At 72.4% G+C, this 24200-nt stretch carries 15 protein-coding genes and 5 tRNA genes; 10 read left to right on the plus strand and 10 right to left on the minus strand.

Features of this window, described 5'->3' with window-relative positions:
* Positions 1-142: 142 nt before the first annotated feature.
* Positions 143-1132, plus strand: coding sequence for an N-acetylmuramoyl-L-alanine amidase (locus ABZ920_RS22800; protein WP_361507928.1), 990 nt, complete (start codon positions 143-145; stop codon positions 1130-1132).
* A 410-nt stretch (positions 1133-1542) separates the two neighbouring features.
* Here the strand turns inward: ABZ920_RS22800 and ABZ920_RS22805 are convergent.
* The 4 genes from ABZ920_RS22805 to ABZ920_RS22820 form a co-directional block, all read right to left on the minus strand.
* Positions 1543-1615: transfer RNA gene (locus ABZ920_RS22805), tRNA-Lys, on the minus strand.
* 99 nt (positions 1616-1714) lie between these two features.
* Positions 1715-3250, minus strand: coding sequence for an amino acid permease (locus tag ABZ920_RS22810; protein WP_361507930.1), 1536 nt, complete (start codon positions 3248-3250; stop codon positions 1715-1717).
* A gap of 491 nt (positions 3251-3741) precedes the next feature.
* Positions 3742-5949, minus strand: coding sequence for a DEAD/DEAH box helicase (locus ABZ920_RS22815; RefSeq protein ID WP_361507933.1), 2208 nt, complete (start codon positions 5947-5949; stop codon positions 3742-3744).
* 1015 nt (positions 5950-6964) lie between these two features.
* The gene (locus ABZ920_RS22820; protein ID WP_361507936.1) at positions 6965-7315 is read right to left on the minus strand and encodes a metallopeptidase family protein; all 351 of its coding nucleotides are present in this window, start codon (positions 7313-7315) and stop codon (positions 6965-6967) included.
* 159 nt (positions 7316-7474) lie between these two features.
* On the opposite strand from ABZ920_RS22820, the gene ABZ920_RS22825 reads away from it, so the two are divergent.
* The 4 genes from ABZ920_RS22825 to ABZ920_RS22840 all read left to right on the plus strand — a co-directional run bounded on the left by ABZ920_RS22825 (position 7475) and on the right by ABZ920_RS22840 (position 9412).
* Positions 7475-9037: a metallophosphoesterase gene (locus tag ABZ920_RS22825; RefSeq protein ID WP_361507939.1), complete on the plus strand. Its 1563-nt coding sequence runs from the start codon at positions 7475-7477 to the stop codon at positions 9035-9037.
* An 80-nt stretch (positions 9038-9117) separates the two neighbouring features.
* Positions 9118-9190, plus strand: a tRNA-Glu gene (locus ABZ920_RS22830).
* Positions 9191-9239: 49 nt separating this feature from the next.
* Positions 9240-9314 (plus strand) — tRNA-Asp (locus tag ABZ920_RS22835).
* Positions 9315-9338: 24 nt separating this feature from the next.
* Positions 9339-9412: transfer RNA gene (locus ABZ920_RS22840), tRNA-Phe, on the plus strand.
* 156 nt (positions 9413-9568) lie between these two features.
* On the opposite strand, the gene ABZ920_RS22845 is transcribed toward ABZ920_RS22840, so the two are convergent.
* Positions 9569-10621: an ABC transporter permease gene (locus ABZ920_RS22845; protein WP_361507942.1), complete on the minus strand. Its 1053-nt coding sequence runs from the start codon at positions 10619-10621 to the stop codon at positions 9569-9571.
* A gap of 468 nt (positions 10622-11089) precedes the next feature.
* Between ABZ920_RS22845 and hrpA the strand changes: the two genes are divergently transcribed.
* The 3 genes from hrpA to ABZ920_RS22860 all read left to right on the plus strand — a co-directional run bounded on the left by hrpA (position 11090) and on the right by ABZ920_RS22860 (position 15698).
* Positions 11090-15118 carry an ATP-dependent RNA helicase HrpA gene (gene hrpA, locus ABZ920_RS22850; RefSeq protein ID WP_361507944.1) on the plus strand — a complete coding sequence of 1343 codons (4029 nt, stop codon included), beginning with the start codon at positions 11090-11092 and terminating at the stop codon, positions 15116-15118.
* Positions 15119-15212: 94 nt separating this feature from the next.
* A tRNA-Asp gene (locus tag ABZ920_RS22855) sits at positions 15213-15287 on the plus strand.
* 210 nt (positions 15288-15497) lie between these two features.
* A complete protein-coding gene (locus ABZ920_RS22860; RefSeq protein ID WP_361507947.1) occupies positions 15498-15698 on the plus strand; it encodes a DUF6274 family protein in 201 nt (66 codons plus the stop codon).
* Between the two features lie 904 nt (positions 15699-16602).
* Here ABZ920_RS22860 and bldC read toward each other — a convergent pair.
* Together bldC and ABZ920_RS22870 are read right to left on the minus strand one after the other, a co-directional pair.
* Positions 16603-16809, minus strand: coding sequence for a developmental transcriptional regulator BldC (gene bldC, locus ABZ920_RS22865; protein WP_003949541.1), 207 nt, complete (start codon positions 16807-16809; stop codon positions 16603-16605).
* Between the two features lie 577 nt (positions 16810-17386).
* Positions 17387-18241 (minus strand): hypothetical protein, encoded by an 855-nt coding sequence (locus ABZ920_RS22870; protein WP_361507950.1) that lies wholly within the window; start codon positions 18239-18241, stop codon positions 17387-17389.
* Positions 18242-18521: 280 nt separating this feature from the next.
* Between ABZ920_RS22870 and ABZ920_RS22875 the strand changes: the two genes are divergently transcribed.
* Positions 18522-19613 carry a Glu/Leu/Phe/Val dehydrogenase dimerization domain-containing protein gene (locus tag ABZ920_RS22875; protein WP_361507953.1) on the plus strand — a complete coding sequence of 364 codons (1092 nt, stop codon included), beginning with the start codon at positions 18522-18524 and terminating at the stop codon, positions 19611-19613.
* A gap of 297 nt (positions 19614-19910) precedes the next feature.
* Positions 19911-20162, plus strand: a complete 252-nt coding sequence (locus tag ABZ920_RS22880) for a DUF3073 domain-containing protein (protein WP_361507956.1) — start codon at positions 19911-19913, stop codon at positions 20160-20162.
* 65 nt (positions 20163-20227) lie between these two features.
* Here ABZ920_RS22880 and purM read toward each other — a convergent pair whose 3' ends face one another.
* From purM to ABZ920_RS22895, 3 genes are all read right to left on the minus strand, one after another.
* Positions 20228-21328 (minus strand): phosphoribosylformylglycinamidine cyclo-ligase, encoded by a 1101-nt coding sequence (gene purM / locus ABZ920_RS22885; protein WP_361507959.1) that lies wholly within the window; start codon positions 21326-21328, stop codon positions 20228-20230.
* A gap of 33 nt (positions 21329-21361) precedes the next feature.
* Entirely contained in the window at positions 21362-22891 is a 1530-nt protein-coding gene (gene purF / locus ABZ920_RS22890; protein WP_361507962.1) for an amidophosphoribosyltransferase, read from the minus strand.
* Positions 22892-23286: 395 nt separating this feature from the next.
* Positions 23287-24084, minus strand: a complete 798-nt coding sequence (locus ABZ920_RS22895) for a sterol carrier family protein (RefSeq protein ID WP_361507965.1) — start codon at positions 24082-24084, stop codon at positions 23287-23289.
* Positions 24085-24200: the final 116 nt, after the last annotated feature.

Below are 24200 nucleotides of genomic sequence, written 5' to 3' on the forward strand. Positions count from 1 at the left end.
CTCGAGCACGCTGAAGGTCGAGACGGGCTACGCGCAGCCGGGCGTCCACCGGTGGACCGACCCGCCCGCCGCCTGACCGCCACCCACCCTGTACGCCCCGCGCCGCCCGGCCCGGGGCCCTCCTCATATCCGGAGTTCCGCTATGGCTGCCCCCCTGACCGCTGACAAGCTCCTCGCCATCCTCAAGGCCGAGGGCGTGAAGACCGCCGAGTACCCGGGCTGGCGCACGCGCGAGCGTGACGACGAGACCGGCAAGACGTTCGGCCCCGTCCACATGGTGCTCAACCACCACACCGCAGGGAAGGACAGCCGGGACGTCGTCGCCCGGGACGGCGTGCCCGGCCTGCCCGCGCCGCTCGCCCACATCCACCTCGCCAAGTCGGGGCTGGCCACGATGTGCAGCGCGGGCCGCGCCAACCACGCCGGGCTCATGGCGGTGAACGCGTACAACTCCTTCCGCAACGAGGCGACCACCCACCCGGCACCGTCCAAGAGCTCGGGCACGATCGACGGCAACGACGTCTCGTACGGCATCGAGACCGAGAACCGCGGCGACGGGAAGGACGTGTACCCGCGCGCGCAGTACGACGCCTGGGTACGGATCAACGCCGCGTTCTGCCGGCACTACGGCTGGTCGGCCGAGTCGTGCGGCTGCCACAAGGAAACGTCGGTCGAGGGCAAGGTCGACCCGCGCGGACCCGTGGAGGGGTACGGCACCCGGGGCCGGTTCGAGTACACGCCGTCCCGGTTCCGCAAGGACGTGGCCGAGCGGCTGAAGCACGCGGCCGGCTGGTCGCCGAACACGGCCACGCCGGCCCCGAACACCGAGCAGCGGCTCTCCGCCCTGGAGAAACCGTCTCCGAGCACGGCAAGCGCATCGCTGCCCTCGAAACCGAGTGAGGTGCCCATGGCTGCACCCGTAGAGAGGAAGGTCACCGCGGCGACCGCCGGCACTTACGTCGCCAGCACCGCGCTGCTCGCTGCACTCGAAGCCGCGCAGGACCACCACGAGCTGGTCGGGTGGATGCCGGCAGGCCTGTCGCCGTTCGTGCTGGCGCTCGTCCCGGCCGCCGTCTCGTTCGTGTCCGGGTGGGCGGCGAGGCACACCCCGCGCGGTCCGGCGGGCGTCTGATGCGAGCGGCGGCCCGGAGACTCAGCAGGCGGCTGGGCCGCCGCGGCGCCCTCCTCTCCCTCAAAGGGTTACTGGGTGGACGCCGGCGCGCTGCTCGACCTCGCCCAGTCGGGCTCGCACCCCCGCTACTGGCTCGCGCCGACGCCGGTAGCGGGATGAGCCCGCCGAGAGTGCTGGGGCTTCGGCTCTGCAGATGACAGCCGAAGCGGGCGGCGGCTGGGCGGCCGTCCGCTCCCCACCCGTGGGGGAGGCACGGCGCCGGCTGGGACCCCCGACCCGGCCGGGGCCGTCGCACGTCCAACATGATCACGTGGCGTTCGGGCCAGCGACGGGCCGGCCAGCGATCACGACAGGGGGTCAAAACGGACGAGACCCCAGCTCGTTCACGCGCTGAGCTGGGGTCCTGTCGGTAGGCCCTGTGGGACTCGAACCCACAACCAATGGATTAAAAGTCCACTGCTCTGCCAATTGAGCTAAGGGCCCGGGCGATGTTGCTCGTCCGAGCATAGCCGCAGGAGGCCGTCTTACCGATCGGGTATCGGGGAGCGGGGCCGGAAGTGCGCGGTGCGGGTGCCGCCCGGGCTACGGATCGACCGGTTCGGGTGCGCCCGCGCGGGCCGCCTCGCGGGCCAGGGTGCGTTCGTGCCGGGGGTTGAGGAACCAGTGCCGGGCCGAGGCCAGCCACCAGGTCGCGGCGAAGCCGAGGACGACCAGGACGGCGACCGGGGCGTAGTTGAACGTCTCCCACGTCACCGGGGAGACCTGCGGGAGCATGAAGAGGACCGTGATCACGCCGACCCACGCCACCGCCACCACCCCGATCACCTTTGACCAGCGGCCCAGGTGCCAGGGCCCGCGCTCGAACGCCTCGCCCCTGCGCACCCGCAGCAGGGTCGGGATGACGTAGGCGATGTAGAGGCCGATCACCGCGATGGAGGTCACCGCCGCGTAGGCCGTGACGTTGATCAGGTAGGGCAGGCCGAGCACCAGCGCGCCGAGCGCCGCGAGCCACACCGCGGCGACCGGTGTCCGCGTGCGCGGACTGACCGTGTGCCAGACGCGGGAGAAGGGCAGCGCGCCGTCGCGCGAAAAGGCGTAGATCATGCGGCTGTTGGCCGTCACCGACGCCATGCCGCAGAACAACTGCGCCCCGATGACCACCAGCAGCAGCGCCTTCCCGGCGGACGCGCCGAGGGCGTCCAGCAGGATCTGGGCGGGCGGTGCGCCGGTCGGTGACGCGAGCGCCCCGTCGTACGACTGGATCGCGAAGGTGAAGCCCAGCAACAGGACGAAGCCGGCCAGCCAGGAGGTCCAGATGGAGCGGACGATGCCCTTCGGGCCCGCCGTGGACGCGTCGTGGGTCTCCTCGGTCATGTGGGCGGAGGCGTCGTAGCCCGTGAACGTGTACTGCGCCATCAGCAGACCCAGCAGCACCACGTAGACCCCGCTGCCCCAGCCGGTGTTGTTCACGAACTCCGTGAAGACGAACGACGCCGACTGGTGCCGGTCCGGTACGAGGGCGAGCGCGCCGACGATCAGCCCGACCCCCAGCACGTGCCACCACACGCTGACGCTGTTGAGGAAGGCGACGATGCGGACACCGAAGGTGTTCAGCAGTCCGTGCAGCAGGAGGATCGCCGCGAACAGCAGGATCGTGCGGCCCGGCGTGACGTGGAAGTCGAACTGGAGGTTGAGGTAGGCGCCCAGGAAGGAGGCCGCGCCGAAGTCGATGCCCGCCGTCACGGCCACCTGGCCCAGCACGTTGAACCAGCCCGTGAACCACGCCCAGGCCGCGGCCGAGCGGGGCGGCGCCAGCCGGTGCGCCCAGAAGTACAGGCCGGCGGAGGTCGGGTAAGCCGAGCAGATCTCGGCCATCGACAGCCCGACGAACAGCGTCATCAGCCCCACGGCGACCCAGCCCCAGGTGATCACGGCGGGACCGCCGGTGTTCATCCCGAAGAGGTAGAGCGTGAGGCAGCCGGAGAGGACCGAGATGATCGTGAAGGACACCGCGTAGTTGGAGAACGCCGACATGCGGCGCGCGAGGACCTGCGTGTAACCGAGCTGGGCCAGTCGCTCTTCGTCCGACGGCCCACCGGCTCTGGCGTCATCTGTCATGTCCCCAGCGATTCCCTCACCGAAGACGTGACATGCGTCACGTGGCGACGCAGTACGGCAGTGCGAGGCGCCCCTGGTGGACCCGGCCGCCCGCCGACTCCGCCCGCGGCCCGGACGCACCCTTGCCACGCACGGTCTTAGGGCCTCGGGCGGCCGACGTCGTGCGAGCCGCGCAGTGCGGTCGGCGCAATGCGATCGGCAGCACGGGCGGGGGCAGTGCGATCGGCCCTGCGGGCCGACGCGCGCGATCGGCGCCATGCGGTCGGCAGCACGGGCCGGGGCAGTGCGCTCGGCACCCCGGGCCGGCACGTGCGATCGGCGCCGAGTGAGCCGGCGCAGCCGCGCCGGCGTCTCCGGGGGCCCGGCGACGAGGCGGTGAGGCCCCCGCCTCCAGCCCCGGCCCCGGCCCCGGAACGCGGAAGGGCCCGCACGACCGGAGTCGTGCGGGCCCTTCCCCTGCTGCTCGCCCGCTTGCCGCGGGTCGGCGCGCGTCAGCCGTTGCGCTTCCAGCGCGGCTTGTCGTCGCGGCGGCCGAAGGAGCCGCCGCCGCGGTGGTCGTCACGACGGCCGTACGGGCGGTCGTGGCCGCCGGTGCGGAAGCCCGGGCGGTCGCCCTGACGGTCCCGGTTGAACGGGCGGTCGCTGCCGCGGTGCCCGCCGCGCTCGTCGCGCCGCGCGGGACGGTCGTCGCGGCGGAAGCCGCCCCGCTCACCACGGTCGTCACGGCGCTCGAAGGAACGGGGGGCGCGGTCGCGGTCCCGGTCGAACGAGCGGCCGTCGCGGTCGTCGCGGCGGAACCCGCCGCGGTCACCGCGGTCGCCGCGGTCGCCGCGGTCGTTCCGGTCGTCGCGGCGGAAGCCGCCACGGTCGCCCCGGTCGTCACGGCGCTCGAAGGAACGGTCGCGGTCGAACGAGCGGCCACCGCGGTCGTCGCGGCGGAAGCCGCCCCGCTCACCGCGGTCGTCCCGGCGCTCGAAGCCACGGTCGCCCCGGTCGTCCCGGCGCTCGAAGCCGCGGTCACGGTCGCGCTGGAAGCCGCCGCGGTCGTCGCGGCGCTCGAAGGAGCGGCCGCCACGGTCGCGGTCGTAGCCGCGGTCGCGGTCCCGCTGGAAGCCGCGGTCGTCCCGGCGCTCACGGCGCTCGTACGACGGGGCCGCCGTGCGCTCCTCGCGCTCGGCCTGCTCGGCGCGGTCGACGTCCTCGGCCGTCGGCTGCTCGGGCACCGACACCTCCGCCGCCTGCACGGCCGCCGCCTGCGCCTCGGCCACCGCCGCCTCGGGGTCCTCGCCCCGCTCGCGGGCGACCCGGGCGACCAGCCGGTCGGCCTCCTCGCGCAGCTCGGCGGCGCGCCGCTGCGCCCGCTCCAGCTGCTTGGTGAGGTGGGCGACCTCGCGCTCCGCCTGCTGCGCGGCGTTGCCCGCGGACTCCGCCTGCACCTCGGTCATGGACCGGGCGCCGGTGATCTCCGCGACCTCCGGGTCGAAGGCGGCGCCGCCCTGGATGATGTGGCGCGCGGCGTCGACGCCGGCGTCCTCCATCAGCCGGAAGATCTGGCGGCGCTGGTGCGGCAGGGACAGGGAGACCACGGTGCCCGTGCGGCCGGCCCGCGCGGTGCGGCCCGCGCGGTGCAGGTAGTCCTTGTGGTCGCCGGCCGGGTCGACGTTCAGCACCAGGTCGATGCCGTCGACGTGGATGCCGCGGGCGGCGACGTCGGTGGCGACGAGGACGTTGACGTAGCCGTCCTTGAAGTCGGCCAGTGTCCGGGTGCGGGCGCCCTGGGTCATGCCGCCGTGCAGCGCGTCGGCCTTCACGCCGGCGTCGCGCAGCTGCTCGGCGACGCGGTCGGCGCCGAGCTGGGTGCGCACGAAGATGATGGTGCGGCCCTTGCGGGAGGCGATGGCCGCGGTGACCGGCGCCTTGTCCTTCGGCTTCACGATCAGGATGTGGTGCGACATGGTCGTCACCGCGCCCTGCGCCGCGTCGACCTCGTGGCTGACCGGGTCGCTGAGGTAGCGGTCGACGAGGGTCTGGATCTCGTTCTCCATCGTCGCGGAGAAGAGCATCCGCTGACCGCCCGCCGGGACCTGGTCGAGCAGCTCGGTGACCTCGGGCAGGAAGCCCAGGTCGGACATCTGGTCGGCCTCGTCCAGGACGGCGATCTGCACGTCCTCGAGGGAGCAGGCGCCGCGGTTGATGATGTCCCGCAGGCGGCCCGGGGTGGCGACGAGGATGTCGACGCCCTTCTCCAGGGCGTAGATCTGGTTGCCCATGGAGGTGCCGCCGCAGACGACCTTCATCTTCAGGCCGAGCACGTCGCCGTAGGGCTGGAGCGCGTCGGCGACCTGCATCGCCAGCTCGCGCGTCGGGGTCAGGATGACGGCACGCGGCCGCTTCCTCTCGGTGCGGCCGCCGGCCAGCGTGGCCAGGGTGGGCAGGCCGAAGGAGAGGGTCTTGCCGGAGCCGGTGCGGCCACGGCCGAGGACGTCCTTCCCGGCCAGGGCGTCCGGGATGGTCGCGGCCTGGATCGGGAAGGGGACCGTCACGCCGTTCTGCGCGAGCTTGCGGACGACGCCCTCGGGCAGTCCGAGATCCGCGAAGGTGATCTCGGGAGCCTCGTCCTTCGACTCGGCGGCGTCAAGGTGCTCGGGGTTCTCGGCGCCCTCGGGCACGACGACGTGATCAGTACTGGCAATGGACATGCGAATGCGAAACCTTCCGGAGTCTCGTCGGCACGCGCCCGTCAACTCCGTGATTCGCACAACGACCGCCTCGATGCGGTCCGCCACGGCAAAGGAGAGTACGCGCCACACGGCGCGCTCTGCTGGGGCGCCGGGCAAATGGGATCAAACGATCTGCCACCATACGCACTCATCCCCCGGGAAGGCAAACTGATCGGCATACCAGCAGGTCAGCCCCCGGGTCACGGCCCCGCCGGCGCGGCTCGCCCCCGCCGCCCGCCCGCGGCACCTCCGATTCCGTGGCACGCCCCGTACCGGTCCACGCCCCCCGGGCCGCCCGGTTCCGGACACACCCCACCTTCCATGCGCCGCCACTTCAGCGACCGCCGGGCCGGTGCGCCTCACACCGGGGCCCCGGCCGCCGGTGCCGGCTCGCGCAGCACCATCTGCGGCCGCGGGTCCTCGTGCGCCGAGGACGACGGCTCGGCGGCGGACGGCTCGGGCGAGGCGGGCGGCGGCTCGGGCGAGGCCGGCGGCGGCTCCGGGGCGGTGGTGCTCCGCGTCGGGGCCGGGTCGGCCGCGGTCGGCGTCGGCTGCCCGGGCTTCGGCGGCCCGCCGGGCTTCGCCGGCGCCCCGGCGGACGCGCTCCCCGCGGCGGACGGCGACACCGGCCCGGACGGCGGCCGGCCGGTCCTCCCCTCGCCCCCGTGCCCGTGCCCGCCGTCGCCCCCGGCCGCGCCGAACCCTCCGCCGCCGTTGCCTCCCTGCCCCCCGCCCGGCGCCTCGCCCGCATGCTGTCCCGCCGAGTGCGACGGCCGCGGCAGACCGCCCGATTCCTCCCCCACGCTCATGCAGCCGGAGGCGGCGGCGACGGCGAGGACCACGGCCACGAGACGAGCGGGTACGGACAAGGGGCGCACGGGCAGCCACCTCCGGAGGGAGAAGAAGTCGACGTGCCCAACTCCCGTCGGCCGCATGAGGACACGCGGGCCGTTCCGCGACAGGCAGCCGGCGCCCACCGCCGCCGCCCGGCGGCTCAGCCGTATCCGAGGGCGTGCAGGCGCGCGTCGTCGATCCCGAAGTGGTGGGCGATCTCGTGCACCACGGTCACCTCCGTCTCGGCGACGACGTCCTCCCGCGTCTCGCACATCCGCAGCGTCGGCCCCCGGTAGACCGTGATGCGGTCCGGGAGCACGCCGGCGTACCACTCGCCCCGTTCCGTCAGCGGGGTCCCCTCGTACAGCCCGAGCAGCCCGGGATCGTCGGCGGGCGGTTCGTCCTCGACGAACACCGCGACGTTGTCCATCAGCCGCGTCAGCTCCGGCGGGATCCGGTCGAGGGCCTCGGCGACCAGTTCCTCGAACTCCTCGCGCGTCATCTCCAGCACAGGGCCATTGTCCGGTACGGCACCCCCGGACGAGGGCTCACCACCGACGCGGCACACGCGGACGGGCTCCGCCCCGCGCGGGTCCCCGGCCCCGCGCGTCCTTGCCCCCACCCTCCGCGACCGCGCATATCCAGCCACGGACCTGGGCATACGCCACCAATGGCCCGCGTCCCCCTCGCAGACCTGAACCGCAGACCCGGCTTCCGACGGGCGGCCCGTGCCCTCCTCGGGCTCCGCCGCCCGCGTCACCAGCGTCCCGTCCCCGAGCTCACCGCCGCGCCCCGCCCGTGGGTCCGCGCCGCCGGTCTCGTGGCCGTGGTGGTGCTGGGGGCGTGGCTGGGCCTGCTGATCGTCGGCAACGTGCGGGTCCCGGTCGGCCCCATGGACACGACGATGACCCTGCGCCCGTCCCTGGCCGGCGGCACGAAGATCAACGTCTCCCCGCTGGGCGCGCTGCGGCTGGACAGCCATGTCGCGCCGGTCCGCCTCGACGTCAACGTCGACCAGCTCGACCCGGTCCGCTCCCAGGCGCTGGTGGACCACCCCGAACGCATCTCCGGCCTGCAGGACGAGGTGGTGCGCGACGTCGAGCGCGGCACGTTCGACCTGGCCGTGCGCTCGTGTGTGGCGGTGGTCGCCGGTGCCACGGCCCTCGGCCTGGCGGTCTACCGCCGCCCGCGCCGGGCCCTGGCCGCCGGCGGCCTGGCGCTCGCCCTCCTGGCGGCGAGCGGCGCGACGGCGTACGCGACCTGGAACCCCAAGTCCGTCCTGGAGCCCAAGTTCTCGGGCCTGCTGTCCTCCGCGCCCTCCCTGGTGGGCAACGCGCGCAGCATCGTCAGCGAGTTCGACGTGTACCAGAAGGAGCTGGCACGTCTGGTGACGAACGTGACGAAGCTCTACGACGTCACCTCCACGCTCCCCGCCTACTCCCCCGACCCCACGACCATCCGGGTGCTGCACGTCTCGGACATCCACCTGAACCCGGCGAGCTGGGAGATCATCGCCTCGCTGGTCCGGCAGTACAAGGTCGACGTGATCGTCGACTCGGGCGACACCATGGACCACGGCACCGCCGCGGAGAACGGCTTCCTGGACCCGATCGAGGACCTCGGCGCCCCGTACGTCTGGGTGCGCGGCAACCACGACTCCGCGGCCACGCAGCGTTACCTTCAGGGCCTGAAGAACGTCCACGTCCTGGACGACGGCCGCGCGGTGTCGCTGGCGGGACTGCGCTTCGCCGGCATCGGTGACCCCCAGTTCACCCCCGACCGCTCGGCCCCGGTGGGCGGCGAGGCGACGCAGGAGCTTGCGGGCGCCCGCCTGGCCTCGGCGCTGCGCGACCAGCGGGCGGCCGGCACGCCGGTCGACATCGCCGTGGCCCACGAACCGTCGGCCGCCCGTGAGACGGACGGCACGGTGCCACTGGTCCTGGCCGGCCACGTCCACCACGAGGACACGGAGGTCATGAAGTACGGAACGCGCCTGCGCATCGAGGGCTCGACGGGCGGCAGCGGACTGCGCGCCGTCCAGGGCAAGCACCCCGACCCCATCGAGGCGTCGATCCTCTACTTCGACCGGGACAGCCGCCGTCTGCAGGCCTGGGACGAGATCCGGCTGGGCGGTCTGGGCCGGACGACGGCCGAGGTCAGCCGTCACCTGCCGGAGGACAACCGGCCCGGCGCCACCCCCACCCCCTCGGCCCCTTCCCGCTCCGCGCCGTAAACCGTTTTGGCGATACTCCCCGCCATCCCATATGCTTCTCACGTCCCCGACGCGCTGAGAAGCGCCCAGGCGGGCCGATAGCCCTCATCGTCTAGCGGCCTAGGACGCCGCCCTTTCAAGGCGGTAGCACGGGTTCGAATCCCGTTGGGGGCACGCAGTACGGTGTGCAACACTTAGCTCGTTGGTTCGCACACAACAGCATGGTCCTGTGGAGCAGTTTGGAGTGCTCGCCACCCTGTCAAGGTGGAGGCCGCGGGTTCAAATCCCGTCAGGACCGCTGAGGTTTCACGTGAAACCTCGTGGCTGGGTAGCTCAGTTGGTACGAGCGTCCGCCTGAAAAGCGGAAGGTCGCCGGTTCGACCCCGGCCCCAGCCACAACCGCCCTACCAGGGCACACACCCCCTCCGGGATTTCCCGAGGGGGTGTTTTCGTGTCGGCCACGCCAACCGGTACGCGAGCGGTTCCTCATGTCGCGGTGTGGGGCGGTCCCCCCGCGTCCCGCCCCTGAAGGCGTCGCCGCTCGCTCCGGGGTCAGGGCGTCGCGTGGGCCGGACGGTCGGCGGCGTCGCGGCCCCAGATCAGGAAGACCGCGCATGAGACGACCGCCCAGCCCGCCAGCACCAGGAACGGGAAGGCGTGCTGGTTGTGGGGGAAGTACACGGCGGTGTGCTGGGCGTTCACGGAGGCCCCGGGCGGCAGCCAGCGGCCGACGACGCCGAGCGGGGAGGGCAGCAGCGGCCAGGAGACGGCGCCGCCCGAGGACGGGTTGCCGAGCAGCACCATCAGCCCCCACGTCGGGAGCATGGCCCAGCGTCCGAACATGGTGTTGAACATCGAGAAGACCATGCCGGAGGCGAACATGGTCAGCGCCAGGATCAGCCACGACTCCACGAACGGCAGGTTCAGGGCGCCCAGCAGCCAGTCCACCACCGCCGCGATCGCGAACCCCCCGAGCACGGAGTAGGCGGCGGTGAAGCCGACGCGCTCCCAGGCCTTGAGCGCCCGCGCGTGCACATTCAGCTGGATGGCACCGACGAAACCGATGATCACGGCGGCGAGGGAGATGTAGAAGATCGCCAGACCTCTCGGGTCGCCCTTCTGCAGCGGTCTGAGGTCGCGGACGGCGACGGGGATGCCGGTGGCCCGGCTCACCTTCACCGCCGACTCCCCCAGCACCTCGGCGACCGTCGCGCCGGACGCCCCGGACACCTCCAGCGTGATCGGCTTCTTGCCGCCGGCGGGCACGTCGATCACCGCGAACTCCTTCTGGTCGTCCACGGCCTCGACGGCCGCCCCGTGGGTCGCGTACGGGCGCAGCTTCATCGAGGCGCTCAGCGCCTTCTCCATGCCTGCGATGAAACGGCGGCCCTGCTCCCCGTCGTAGTCGCCGACCACCGCGGCCGGGATGGAGTGCGGGGTCGGGTTGGCCATGGCGTACGTGTACGAACCGGCGAAGAGGCCGGCCGAGGCGGCGAGGATGAGCACCAGCACGGTAGCGGGCAGGTAGGGAGACGCCCGGAAGGCTGCCCACCGCTCCGCGAGGGTAGGCGGACGGCCGTGGACACCGTGCGACACATCAGGCATATCGCCCACGCTAGATCACCCCGGCGCCAATCCTCTCTCCGGGGCCGCCGCCCCCACGCGCTTCGGTCTCCCCCCAGAACGGGGCCCGGCTTCCCTCACCGGACCAGGCCTCCCGGCCGGCAGGGCCCCGTCCTCCGCCGCACCGGCCACCGGCCTCCCGGTCGGCAGGGAGCGGGACCACCGCGGTCCCCCGCCGCACCAGACCTCCCGTCCCGGGCCCTGGCCTCCCCGCCCCACCGCGCCCAGCGCATCCGCCCGCCGAGCCACGCCAGACCGCCGGAGCTGCCCGCCCGCACCGCCGAGCCACGCCCGGCGGCCCAGCGGCCCGCCCGCACCGCCGGCACCGCCCCGTCCCCCCGCCCGCCTGCTCTTCCGTCCTCCCGGCCGGCACTGCCCGGGCGGCCCTTCCGCCCCGCCGGGCAAATGCGTTCGCGCGTGATTTCGTCGAGGTGCGATCCTGGAGGACGTATGTCTACGCATTCAGCCCCCACCCTCGGCAACCTCGGCACCCTCGCCTCCCGCCTGACCGAGCTGTCGCTGCGCGACGCGCACCGGCTCGGGCGCAGGCTCGAAGGCGCGCGCAGGATCCGCAAGCCGGAGGCCCGCGCGGCCGTCCTCTCCGAGATCGAGGCCGAGGTCGCCCGGGCCGAGGCGCGGATGGACGAGCGGCGCGCCCGCGTGCCCGCCGTCACCTACCCCGAGCAGCTGCCGGTCAGCCAGAAGAAGGACCTGATCGCCGAGGCCGTCCGCGACCACCAGGTCGTGATCGTCGCCGGTGAGACCGGGTCCGGCAAGACGACCCAGATCCCCAAGATCTGCCTGGAACTCGGCCGCGGCGTGCGCGGCATGATCGGTCACACCCAGCCCCGGCGCATCGCGGCCCGCACCGTCGCCGAGCGCGTCGCCGAGGAGCTGGACACCCCCCTCGGGGAGGCCGTCGGCTGGAAGGTGCGGTTCACCGACCAGGTCGACCAGGACGCCACCTTCGTCAAGCTCATGACGGACGGCATCCTGCTCGCGGAGATCCAGACCGACCGCGAGCTGCGCGCCTACGACACGATCATCATCGACGAGGCCCACGAGCGGTCCCTCAACATCGACTTCCTGCTCGGCTACCTCGCGCAGCTGCTGCCCAAGCGCCCCGACCTCAAGGTCGTCATCACCTCCGCGACCATCGACCCCGAGCGCTTCTCCCGGCACTTCGCCGACGCGCCGATCGTCGAGGTCAGCGGCCGCACCTACCCCGTCGAGGTCCGCTACCGGCCCCTCCTGGAGGAGGACTCCGACGACGCCGACCGCGACCAGATCACCGCGATCACCGACGCCGTGGAGGAGCTCATGGCGGAGGGGCCCGGCGACATCCTCGTCTTCCTCTCCGGCGAGCGCGAGATCCGCGACACCGCGGACGCGCTCAACAAGAAGAAGCTCCCCGGCGCCGACTGGCACAGGACCGAAGTCCTGCCCCTCTACGCCCGGCTCTCGCACGCCGAGCAGCACCGCGTCTTCCAGCAGCACTCGGGCCGCAGGATCGTGCTGGCCACCAACGTCGCCGAGACCTCCCTCACGGTCCCCGGCATCAAGTACGTCATCGACCCCGGCTTCGCCCGGATCTCCCGGTACAGCCACCGCACCAAGGTGCAGCGGCTGCCCATCGAGCCGGTCTCCCAGGCCAGCGCCAACCAGCGCAAGGGCCGCTGCGGCCGTACGTCCGACGGCATCTGCATCCGCCTCTACAGCGAGGAGGACTTCAACGCCCGGCCGGAGTTCACGGACGCCGAGATCCTGCGCACCAACCTGGCCTCCGTCATCCTGCAGATGACCGCGGCCGGCCTCGGCGACATCGAGGAGTTCCCCTTCATCGACCCGCCGGACCACCGCAACATCCGCGACGGCGTGCAGCTGCTCCAGGAGCTCGGCGCGCTCGACCCGGCCCAGAAGGACCCGCGCAAGCGCCTGACGCAGACCGGCCGCAAACTCGCCCAGCTGCCCGTCGACCCACGCCTGGCCCGCATGGTCCTGGAGGCCGACAAGAACGGCTGCGTCCGCGAGGTCATGGTGATCGCCGCCGCGCTGTCCATCCAGGACCCGCGGGAGCGTCCCGCCGACAAGCAGACCCAGGCGGACCAGAGCCACGCCCGGTTCAAGGACGAGACCAGCGACTTCCTCGCCTACCTCAACCTGTGGCGGTACATCCGCGAGCAGCAGAAGGAGCGCGGCTCGTCGTCCTTCCGCCGCATGTGCAAGCAGGAGTACCTCAACTTCCTGCGCATCCGCGAGTGGCAGGACATCTACACGCAACTGCGCACGGTCGCCAAGCAGATGGGCATCCACCTGAACGACCAGGACGCGCCCGCCGACCGCGTCCACGTGTCCCTGCTCGCCGGCCTGCTGTCGCACATCGGCATGAAGGACGTGAAGGAGTCCAAGGACCCCGGCCCCGGCGCGCGCCGGGACGGCGGCCGCGGTGAGTACCTGGGCGCCCGCAACGCCAAGTTCGCGATCTTCCCGGGCTCGGCCCTGTTCAAGAAGCCGCCGCGGTTCGTCATGTCGGCGGAGCTCGTCGAGACCTCGCGCCTGTGGGCGCGTGTCAACGCGAAGATCGAGCCGGAGTGGGTGGAGCCGCTCGCCGGTCACCTGCTGAAGCGGACGTACAGCGAGCCGCACTGGGAGAAGGACCAGGCGGCGGTGATGGCGTACGAGAAGGTCACGCTGTACGGCGTCCCGATGGTCGCGCAGCGCAAGGTCAACTACGGCCGTATCGACCCGGAGGCCAGCCGGGAGCTGTTCATCCGCAACGCCCTCGTCGAGGGCGACTGGCGCACGCACCACAAGTTCTTCGCCGACAACCGCCGCCTCCTCAGCGAGGTCGAGGAGCTGGAGCACCGCGCCCGGCGCCGGGACATCGTCGTCGACGACGAGACGCTGTTCGACTTCTACGACCAGCGGGTGCCCGAACACGTCGTCTCCGGGGCGCACTTCGACTCCTGGTGGAAGCGCAAGCGGCAGGAGCAGCCCGACCACCTCGACTTCGAGCGGGAGATGCTCATCCGGGAGTCGGCGGAGGCGGTCACCAAGGCCGACTACCCGGACACCTGGCGCCAGGGCGACCTGACCTTCCGGGTGACCTACCAGTTCGAGCCGGGCGCCGACGCGGACGGCGTGACCGTGCACATCCCGCTGCAGGTCCTCAACCAGGTCACGGACGAGGGCTTCGACTGGCAGATCCCGGGCCTGCGGGAGGAGCTGGTGACCGAGCTGATCCGCTCCCTGCCGAAGCCGGTCCGCCGCAACTACGTCCCGGCGCCGAACTACGCGAAGGCGTTCCTGGAGAAGGCGGCGCCCGCGCAGGGACGCGGGCGGGCGCAGGCCGGGCCGGAGCCGCTGACCACGGCCATGGCCCGCGAGCTGAGGCGCATGGTCGGCGTCCCCTTCGAACCGGACGACTTCGACTGGGCGAAGGTGCCCGACCATCTGCGCGTCACCTTCCGGATCGTCGACGAACGGCGCCGCAAGCTGGCCGAGGACAAGGACCTGGAGGCGCTGAAGCTCCGGCTGAAGCCGAAGGCCCGCAAGGCCCTGTCGCAGGCCGCCGCGGCCACGGCGCAGCGGGAGGGCGGCGAGTCGCTGGAGCGCAAGGGCCTGACCGACTGGACGATCGGGACGCTCACCCGCGTCTTCGAGACCCGGCGCGCCGGCCAGCCGGTGAAGGCCTACCCGGCGCTGGTCGACGACGGCGACACGGTGTCCGTACGGCTCTTCGACACGGAGGCCGAGCAGACGGAGGCCATGTGGAAGGGCACGCGCCGGCTGATCCTGCGCAACATCCCGGTCAGTCCCGCGAAGTTCGCATCCGAGAAGCTGACGAACCAGCAGAAGCTCGGTCTGTCGGCGAATCCGCACGGGTCGATCCAGGCGCTGTTCGACGACTGCGCGATGGCGGCGGCCGACCGGCTGATCGCCGACTTCGGCGGGCCGGCGTGGGACGAGGAGTCGTACCGCAAGCTGTACGACAAGGTGCGCGCCGAGATCGTCGACGTGACCGTCCGGACCGTGGGCCAGGTGCAGCAGGTGCTGGCCGCCTGGCAGGCGTGCGAGCGCCGGCTGAAGGCCGTACGGAGTCCCGCGCTGCTGCCGAACCTGGCGGACGCGCGGGCGCAGCTGGACGCGCTCGTGAAGCCGGGCTTCGTGACCGAGACGGGGCTGCGCCGGCTGCCGGACCTGATGCGCTACCTCGTCGCCGCGGACCGGCGGCTGCAGCAGATGCCGACGAACGTCCAGCGCGACACCACGCGCATGGAGAAGGTCCGGGAGATGCAGGACGAGTACGCCTGGCTTCTGGAGCAGATGCCGAAGGGGCGGCCGGTGCCCGCGCCGGTCCTGGAGATCCGCTGGATGATCGAGGAGCTCCGCGTCAGCTACTTCGCACACGCGCTCGGCACCGCGTACCCCGTGTCCGACAAGCGGATCGTGAAGGCGATCGACGCCGCGGCGCCGTGACGACCCGCGTACAGGGGGTGAGTTCGACCAGGCGGCTCGCCTCCTGTACAGTCTCTTCTCGCAGCGCAACGCGAGAGCGAGCGCCGCGAAACCTGGTCCTGTGGAGCAGTTTGGAGTGCTCGCCACCCTGTCAAGGTGGAGGCCGCGGGTTCAAATCCCGTCAGGACCGCATCAAGAAGGCCCGCTTCCCGTCGAGGAAGCGGGCCTTTCGCATGCCTCCCCGCGAGCGGCCCGCCCGGCCTGCGCCGACCCACGGTCCGGTCCGCGCACCGTCCAGGGCCGGCCCTGTGGGCCGCACCCGGTCTCTTGACGGACCGGGGTCCGGCCGGTAACCAGACAGCAGGGCCCGTTTTCCCGTGCGGGCCGCCGGAGGGGGCGTATGACGGCACCGGCCAGGCACGAGACCCGGGCGCTGCTCCGCGCGCACCTCGCGGCCGCCTCGTCGTACCGCCATCTGACCCGCAACTGCCCGATCTGCCACCACCTGCTGCGCATGGCCATGGACAGCGCTCCCCGGCCCGCCGAGGCCACCGACGAGGTGCCCGAGCCGGCCGACGACGAGACCGCCACACCCGCGTGAGCCCCGCCTCGCGAGCGTGCGCCGGCATGCGGGTGGACCGCCCCGCCCCGGGCAACGCCGGCACCTGCGCGAGCACCGCCGTCCGCGCGCACGCCCACGCCCGCATGAGCGCCGGCCACATGAGCGACGCCCACGCCGGTACGAGCCACACCTGCGACCGGAGCACCGGCGTCGCCGTCGGAGCCGGAGCCGGAGCCGGAGCCGGAGCCGGGGTCGCCGTCGGAGCCGGGGTTGGCGGCGGAGCCGGGGTTGGCGGCGGAGCCGGGGTTGGCGGCGGAGCCGGCGTCGGAGCCGGCGTCGGCGTCGGCGTCGGCGTCGGCGTCGGCGGGCGCGCGGTTCCGCATCGACGCCCTGATCGGCCGTCTCGGCCCGAACTCCCGTACCTGCGTGGGGAGCTGAGGCGCCCGCGCCCTTTAGCGCAGAAGGCCGCGCCACAACAAGCACCGTGCGGTGTGACGGGTGTCACCGCATAAGTTTTTGAGAGTGCGGTATTTACACCCCACCTACAACCAGTCGATTTAATATGTGCAATTGCACTGCGCTCAAAGGTGCTCCGCGGCCGTCTCCTGAGCCCGCCCGAGCCGCCCTCCAGAGGGCGCCGGAGCACCCCTGAGCCGCCTTCACCAGGCGATCCCCCAGGCCTCCCCAGACTCCGACAGGGCCGCCCACGAGCCCGTGCCGACCCCCGGAAGGGGCCTCGGCGTCCTTCGCCGGGCACAAAAAAATCGCGCTGGACCCGGCGGAGTCCAGCGCGATCGACGACGCACCCTGTTTCACATGCCTGACGAACTCGGTTCGGCTTGGGCCCGGGACCTGTTGGGGCAGGTCCCGCGTCGCTTGGAGCTGTGGTGCCGGACGTCTCGGCTGCTTGGGGGCCTGCCGGTTCGTCCGGTTGTGCGGGGGTTCAGGCCTCGCTGCGCTGCTGCGGAATGCCCGCCAGCAGGGCGCGGACCTCGGCCTCGCGGTAGCGGCGGTGCCCGCCGAGCGTGCGGATCGACGTGAGCTTGCCGGCCTTCGCCCAGCGCGTGACCGTCTTCGGGTCGACGCGGAACATGGTGGCGACCTCGGCGGGGGTCAGCAGCGGCTCGGCATCAGGGGTGCGAGCGGTCATGAGCGGCCTCCTCGGGAGAACCGAACCTTCTCGGTTCTTTCCTCTAAATTCTGCACCTTGACCCGCGTTGCCCGATATGGCGGACGCGAGTCGAGTCGGTTATAGGACGAACGGCTTGTCCTCGGCACTACAACTACACCATCTGTCCAGCCGCGTCGGCCAAACCGATGGAATTGCCCTCCCAGGTGTTCATCAGCGACGGAAGCCGATGGACCATGCCATAGCGGACAGTCACGCCGCTGTGACGATCAGTCACAGGGCGATCAGGAGGCACCAGACCCCCCAAAGCGTGCAATGCGGAGAATCCGCCCACCATGGAGCACAGGGGACGGAAGGAGCCCTCCCCGGACTCCTTGTCCTATTTTGACACGAGGAGGGGCAAGCGACGCAAGGGCCGGTTACGTGCTGTTGATCACGCTTGGGGCAAAGGCCCGATCGGCCCCACACCCCGTCAGCTCCCCCGAATTCCCCTGACCGTACGCTGCCGGCGGCCGCCCCGGACGTGACGTGCGTCACTGTCGCGACGACGTCCCCCGGCGCCCGGTGCGGCCCGGCGCGCGGCCGGGCCCGCGGTCAGTCAGTTCGCCGAGCGGCGGTCGCGGACCGCCCGCCACCGCTCCACCAGGCGCCCGTACGCCTCACCCGCGGCGGCGCCGTCGCCCTGCCGCAGTGCCTGGATGCCCTCGGCCACGTCCGCCGCCGAGTGGTCCCCCTCGAGCTCGCCCGCCGGCAGGGCGTGCACCAGCCCTCCGTAGTCCAGCTCCACCAGCGAGCGCGGATGGAACTCCTCCAGCCACCGCCCGACGTCCACCAGCCCGTCGATCAGCGGCCCCTCGTCGAGGGTCTCCTTGAGCGTCCGCAGCGACCGGGCCACCCGCCGCCGGGCCTGCACCATCTCCGTCCGGTACCGCAGCACCGGCGGCGTGCCGTCCCCGGAGCGCCCCGAGCCCTTGACGTACTCCCGCTCCGCGTCGGAGACCAGCACGAACCAGGTCAGCGGCACCTGCCAGGCCGCGGTGCGGATCCATGGGCGGGCGTCGGGGTTGCGGGCCAGCCAGCGCTCGTAGTCCTGGGCCGCCTGGCGCCGCACGACCGGGGGCAGCGCCGCGTCCAGGACGACCGCCGGGAGCTCCCCGGCGAGGTCGTCCAGGGCCTGCCAGCCGCGCAGCCGGGTGCGCCAGGGACAGACGCGGACCACCCCGTCCGTCTCGAGGACGAACGCGTCGCCGCTCTCGTGCACCGGCACCGGCACCGGCGGGGTGGGCAGCAGGTCGGCCAGGGAGCGGCGCAGCTCGTCCTGGTAAGTGGGGAGGTCGGTGCGGCGGGCGTAGCGGGCCCAGTGGCCGCGCTCCGGCTCGGGGAAGGCGGCCAGGGGTTCGTAGACGCGCAGGTAGGCCGCGTACGGGACGACCACCGAGGACACCTTGGGCACGCCTGCTCCCTCCCCACCGGTCCCGACGCGAAACCCGTCCGGCCGCAGCCCGGACGGATGGAAAACCATGGCAAACCATCCCACGTCCGGGTGCGAACGTACTCCGGGGGAGGGTGATCCCGACCATGGACCTCATCAGGGGCGGGGTCAGGCTCTACGCTCGTGCCGAGCGGCCCATCGGCCACTCTGGGCGGCCTTCGCTTCCCTCTCGCCACAAGCGTCGGGGGTGCCTCACGGACGCCCGTCCCCACTCGCCGCTACTCACCCGGGAGTCACCACCGTGACCGACCTGACCAACGGCGTCCTGCACACCCTGTTCCACTCGGAGCAGGGGGGCCATGAGCAAGTCGTGCTCTGTCAGGACCGCGCCAGCGGCCTCAAGGCCGTCATCGCCATCCACTCCACCGCCCTCGGCCCGGCCCTCGGCGGTACGCGCTTCTACCCGTACGCCACCGAGGAGGAGGCCCTCGCCGACGCGCTGAACCTCGCGCGCGGCATGTCGTACAAGAACGCCATGGCCGGCCTGGACCACGGCGGCGGCAAGGCCGTGATCATCGGGAACCCGGAGCGCGACAAGACCGAGGAGCTGCTGCTCGCCTACGGGCGCATGGTGGCCTCGCTCGGCGGGCGCTACGTCACCGCCTGCGACGTCGGCACGTACGTGGCGGACATGGACGTGGTGGCGCGCGAGTGCCGCTGGACGACCGGCCGCTCCCCCGAGAACGGCGGTGCCGGCGACTCCTCCGTCCTGACCGCCTTCGGCGTCTACCAGGGCATGCGGGCCTCCGCCCAGCACCTGTGGGGCGACCCGTCCCTGCGCGGCCGCAAGGTCGGCGTGGCGGGCGTGGGCAAGGTCGGGCACCACCTCGTGCGGCACCTGCTGGACGAGGGCGCCGAGGTCGTCGTCACCGACGTGCGGCAGGACGCCGTGCGCCGCGTCACCGACGCCCACCCGTCCGTCGCCGTGGCCGCCGACACCGACGCCCTGATCCGCACCGAGGGGCTCGACATCTACGCGCCCTGCGCGCTGGGCGGCGCCCTGAACGACGCCACCGTGCCGGTGCTGACCGCCCGGGTGGTGTGCGGCGCGGCCAACAACCAGCTCGCCCACGCGGGCGTGGAGAAGGACCTCGCCGACCGCGGGATCCTCTACGCACCGGACTACGTGGTGAACGCGGGCGGCGTCATCCAGGTCGCCGACGAGCTCCACGGCTTCGACTTCGACCGGTGCAGGGCGAAGGCGGCGAAGATCTTCGACACTACGCTGACCATATTCGCACGTGCGAAGACGGATGGGATTCCGCCGGCTGCCGCGGCCGACCGGATCGCCGAGCAGCGGATGTCGGAGGCGCGGACCGCGAGCGGGCGGTGACCTACCGCACATCCGGCGTGTGACCGGTACCTGCCGGTGGACTGTTGGAGAGAACTCTCACTTCCACCGGCGGGTCGTCCGCGGATAAGTGGTTAAAATCGCCATTGACCAGCGAGGACGGGGCACCTCGTAGGTTCTGCGCACACGCGCGTCCCGCGGGCGACGTACCGTATGGGCGCGGGCTCAGGTACCGTGGAAGCCCTACGGACCGGTCTCTCCACGGAGAGCCCGTTCCGGACCATGAACGCGTGTCAAGACTCTGGGGCCGTCGAGCCCCGTCGTTGAGGGGGTCGAGCCATGGGGCGCGGCCGGGCCAAGGCCAAGCAGACGAAGGTCGCCCGCCAGCTGAAGTACAACAGCGGTGGGACGGACCTCTCACGCCTGGCCGAGGAGCTGGGCGCATCGACGTCGAACACGTCGCCGAACGGCGACCGGTTCGAGGACGATGAGCACGACGACGACCTGTACGCACGGTACGCCGACCTGTACGAGGACGACGACGAGGACGAGGACGACAGTTCCTCGCACCAGCGTCGTCGCGGCGCTTGACCCTGCACTGACCACAGCCCGGTCCGTGGATGCCACGGACCGGGTTCTGTGCTGCCTGCGGGTTCTCAGCCCGCGTAGTCGCCGACCAGGGCGGCACCGGTGGGGTGCTCGCCGCGTCCGGTGATCTCACCGGCCACCCATGCCTCGACCCCGCGGTCGGCCAGGGTGGCGAGGGCCACGTCCACCGACTCCTGCGGCACGACCGCGATCATGCCGACGCCCATGTTCAGGGTCTTCTCCAGCTCCAGCCGCTCGACGTCGCCGGTCCTGCCGACCAGCTCGAAGACGGGGGCCGGGGTCCAGGTCGAGCGGTCGACCACCGCGTGCAGGCCGTCCGGGATCACCCGGGCCAGGTTGGCGGCGAGCCCGCCACCGGTCACGTGGCTGAAGGCGTGCACCTCGGTGGTGCGGGTCAGCGCCAGGCAGTCCAGCGAGTAGATCTTCGTCGGCTCGAGCAGTTCCTCGCCGAGGGTGCGTCCGAACTCCTCGATCCGCGCGTCCAGCGACAGGCCCGCCCGGTCGAGCAGGACGTGCCGGACGAGCGAGTACCCGTTGGAGTGAAGACCGGAGGCCGACATGGCGATCACCGCGTCACCCGTACGGATGCGATCCGCGCCGAGCAGCCGGTCGGCCTCCACCACGCCCGTGCCGGCGCCGGCGACGTCGAAGTCGTCCGGGCCGAGCAGTCCGGGGTGCTCCGCCGTCTCGCCTCCCACGAGGGCGCAGCCGGCCAGCACACAGCCCTCCGCGATGCCCTTGACGAGGGCGGCGACGCGCTCGGGGTGCACCTTGCCGACGCAGATGTAGTCGGTCATGAACAGCGGCTCGGCGCCGCACACCACGATGTCGTCCATGACCATGGCGACCAGGTCGTGGCCGATGGTGTCGTAGACACCCATCCGGCGGGCGATGTCGACCTTGGTGCCGACGCCGTCCGTGGCGGAGGCGAGCAGGGGACGCTCGTAGCGCTTGAGGGCGGAGGCGTCGAAGAGGCCGGCGAAACCGCCGAGGCCGCCGAGGACCTCGGGCCGCTGCGTCTTCTTCACCCACTCCTTCATCAGCTCGACGGCGCGGTCGCCCGCTTCGATGTCGACGCCGGCGGCCGCGTAGGACGCACCGGTGACAGGACCCGTCGACGGAGTCGACTTGTCGGACGCAGCAGACATTGCCTGGGATCTTTCGGTCGGTTTCTGCGGGGCTCAGGGGCGACGGATCGCGTCGGCCGCGGCCGTGGCTGCCGGACCGGCCGCCAGTTCGGTCTCCAGGAGCTGCTTGCCCAGCAGCTCGGGGTCCGGGAGTTCCATCGGGTACTCGCCGTCGAAGCAGGCGCGGCACAGGTTCGGCTTGGCGATCGTGGTCGCCTCGATCATGCCGTCGATGGAGATGTACGCCAGCGAGTCGGCGCCGAGGGAGGTGCCGATCTCCTCGATGGTCATGCCGTTGGCGATGAGCTCGGCGCGGGTGGCGAAATCGATGCCGAAGAAGCAGGGCCACTTCACGGGCGGGGAGGAGATCCGGATGTGGACCTCGGCGGCGCCCGCCTCGCGCAGCATGCGGACCAGGGCGCGCTGGGTGTTGCCGCGGACGATCGAGTCGTCCACGACGACCAGGCGCTTGCCCTTGATGACTTCCTTCAGCGGGTTCAGCTTGAGCCGGATGCCGAGCTGGCGGATGGTCTGCGAGGGCTGGATGAACGTGCGGCCCACGTAGGCGTTCTTCACCAGGCCGTTGCCGAAGGGGATGCCGGACGCCTCCGCGTAGCCGATGGCGGCCGGGGTGCCCGACTCGGGCGTCGCTATCACCAGGTCGGCCTCGGCCGGCGCCTCCGCGGCCAGGCGGCGGCCCATCTCGACGCGGGACAGGTAGACGTTCCGGCCGGCGATGTCGGTGTCGGGGCGGGCCAGGTAGACGTACTCGAAGACGCACCCCTTGGGCTTCGCTTCCGCGAATCGGGAGGAGCGCAGACCGTTCTCGTCGATGGCGACGAACTCGCCCGGCTCGATCTCCCGCACGAAGCTCGCGCCCGTGATGTCCAGGGCGGCGGTCTCGGAGGCGACGACCCAGCCGCGCTCCAGGCGGCCCAGGACGAGCGGGCGGATGCCCTGCGGGTCGCGGGCGGCGTACAGGGTGTGCTCGTTCATGAAGACGAGGCTGAAGGCGCCCCTGACCTTCGGCAGCACCACATGGGCGGCCTGCTCGACGGTCAGCGGCTTGCCGTCGGCGTCGACCTGGGCCGCGAGGAGGGCGGTGAGCAGGTCGGTGTCGTTGGTGGCCGCGACGCGGGGCGAGCGGCCGGCGGTGTCCTTCGGCAGCTCGGCGACCATCTCGGCGAGCTGCGCGGTGTTGACCAGGTTGCCGTTGTGGCCGAGCGCGATGGAGCCCTGCGCGGTGGCGCGGAACGTCGGCTGGGCGTTCTCCCACACGGAGGCGCCGGTGGTCGAGTAGCGGGCGTGACCCACCGCGATGTGACCCTGGAGCGAACCGAGCGAGGTCTCGTCGAAGACCTGGGAGACCAGGCCCATGTCCTTGAAGACGAGGATCTGGGAGCCGTTGCTGACCGCGATACCCGCGGATTCCTGGCCCCGATGCTGGAGGGCGTAGAGCCCGAAGTACGTGAGCTTTGCGACCTCTTCGCCCGGAGCCCAGACACCGAAGACGCCGCAGGCGTCCTGAGGGCCCTTCTCACCGGGGAGCAGATCGTGATTGAGTCGACCGTCACCACGTGGCACGGGTCCGAGTGTAGGCGAAGGTCGACCACTGGTCCGAATGCGGGATGGCCGGCGGTTGCCGCACGCTCCCGGGCCGCCGCTGTCGCACTCCGCGCGTTCCCGCAGCTCAGAGCGGACCTTTTGGGACGGCGGCAACGACTTCCCACGCCGTCGGAGGGCCGGATCGGGGCTCTGGGCGCGCGCCCGAGTGAGGTGACGCACACCGTTCGGGGCGCCGCGGGGGTGTCCGGGGCGCGATCCGGTGGCGGCCGGGGCGCGCTCCGGTGGCGGCCGGGGCCGGGCGGGTGGCGGCCGGGGACAGGCGGACGGCGCGCCCGGGAGGCCGGTTCAGTCCCCACGCAGGCCGTAAGCGCCCGTTCCGCAACGGTGGTCGCCTGCCCCGGCGTCCCGGCGGGTCACGTCAGCAGCGGCAGCAGCCCCGCGAGGTCCGCGCGCTCCCCGCTCGCGCTCACCTTGGCCTCCGCGACCGCCTCCCGCCACGCGAGCCGCCCGGTCGCCAGGCGGATCCACGTCAGCGGGTCGGTCTCGACGACGTTCGGCGGGGTGCCGCGGGTGTGCCGGGGGCCCTCGACGCACTGGACCACGGCGTAGGGCGGGACGCGCACCTCGGTCGAGCCGCCGGGGGCGCGGGCGGCCAGGGTGTCGGCCAGCACCCGCGTGCACGCGGCGAGGGCCTTGCGCTCCAGCGGTACGTCGAGGCCCGGCACCGCGTCGTTCAGGTCGTCGGTGTGGACCACGAGTTCGATGGTGCGGGTGACCAGGTGGTCGGTCAGGGTCATGCCGCCGGCCCGGGTGGCGACGAGCCGGCCGGGAGGGGCGGCGGCGAGATCGGCGGCGAGCCGCTCGGCGGTGCGGGCGTACAGGGCGCCGAGGTCGGGGTGCGCCTCGGCGAGGGCGTGGCTGCCTTCGGCGATCGCGTCCGCGAAGCCTGCCGTGGCCGAGCCGTAGTCCAGGGGCCCGAGGTCGGCCGACGCGGGCTCCTCCCGCTCCAGGGCGGTACTGACGCTCCCGACGGCCATGGTCAGGTGCGCGGCGAGGTCCCGCACCGTCCAGTCGCCCAGCCGCGTGGGCAGCGCGAGTTGCCCGGGGGTGAGGGCGGTGACGGCGTCCCGTACGTGCCCGAACTGGGTGAGCACCGCGGTGCGGGTCGTGGCGGCGTCGTAGGTGCGGGTGCGCTTCCTGGCCGGGGGCATGGCGGTGAGCCTAGTGCGCGCCGGGTGCGGGTGCGGTACCGGCGGTGGGTCGGGGCCGCCCGCCGCCGCGCGGCGGGCGGCAGACCGGCACCCGCCTCGGTCCGACGAGCCCGCCC

Source organism: Streptomyces sp. NPDC046831 (genome assembly GCF_040645305.1).
Lineage (GTDB): Bacteria > Actinomycetota > Actinomycetes > Streptomycetales > Streptomycetaceae > Streptomyces.